This is a genomic window from Streptococcus sp. 4155, assembly GCF_013276695.1.
Lineage (GTDB): Bacteria > Bacillota > Bacilli > Lactobacillales > Streptococcaceae > Streptococcus > Streptococcus pseudopneumoniae.
Genome location: NZ_VMLM01000127.1, coordinates 1 through 836 on the forward strand (window position 1 = coordinate 1; position 836 = coordinate 836).

Below are 836 nucleotides of genomic sequence, written 5' to 3' on the forward strand. Positions count from 1 at the left end.
GTTTTAGGGGTAGTGACTTCTTTTTCACAGTTTAGAGTCTTATTTACGTCTAGTGTACCGTTTTGTAAGTCAATATCAGACCATTTGAGGGCTAAACACTCACGAATACGCAAACCAGTCGCTAAAAGCGTCTTATATAGCACCGTATCGTAGAAATTTTTGTAAGTGTTTGGCAGCTGCTCCAGGTAAGTCAAGAATTTTTTTAAGTTATCATCATCCAGATATTTCAGTTTTTGCCCTTCTTTTGCCTTACGCCGTGGGACGATAATATCACGGGCAGGATTAAAAGGGATAACTTGCAAGGATACGGCATATTTAAGTATTCGTTTATTTAGCGAGTTAAGTTGCGGATATTCTTGGTAACCTTTGCCTAGTTGATTGTACTCTTTTGCCCATTGATTAACTTGCTTTTGAATAACTGGGGGTGTTAGCCTATCTAGTTTGTAGTCTCCAAAGGCTGGAAGTAGATAGTTTTTTAGTCTACTCTTGATTATTGTAAGGGTTGCCTTTTTGACCGTATGGCAGTATGTTTCCAGCCAATTCTCCACCAGTTCGGCATAGGTATTGATTTGAACCGCTTTAAATACTGTAGAGCCGTTTTTTTCAAAGTCTATTTGAGCCTGTAGCGCTTTGTTTCTAAGTTCTCTCTTGGTTCGCCCTGATATAGTCGTCTTGACTTTCTTACCCGTTACGGTATCGATGCCAAGGTAGACGCTAGAGCGATAGACTATTGAGCCGTCTTTTTTAGTATATTCTGTTATTTTCATGGTTTTACTCCTTTTTCCATCAGCAGGCAAGCAAATTAGAAAAGGTTTTGAAGTTTTACCATGCGAGGA

General features: G+C 39.2%; 1 protein-coding gene. It reads right to left on the bottom strand.

What is annotated here, in order from left to right; all coding sequences use genetic code 11:
* Positions 1 to 767: site-specific integrase (locus HT715_RS11495; protein ID WP_172922975.1), on the bottom strand; the 767-nt coding region annotated here is incomplete at its 3' end.
* Positions 768 to 836: the final 69 nt, after the last annotated feature.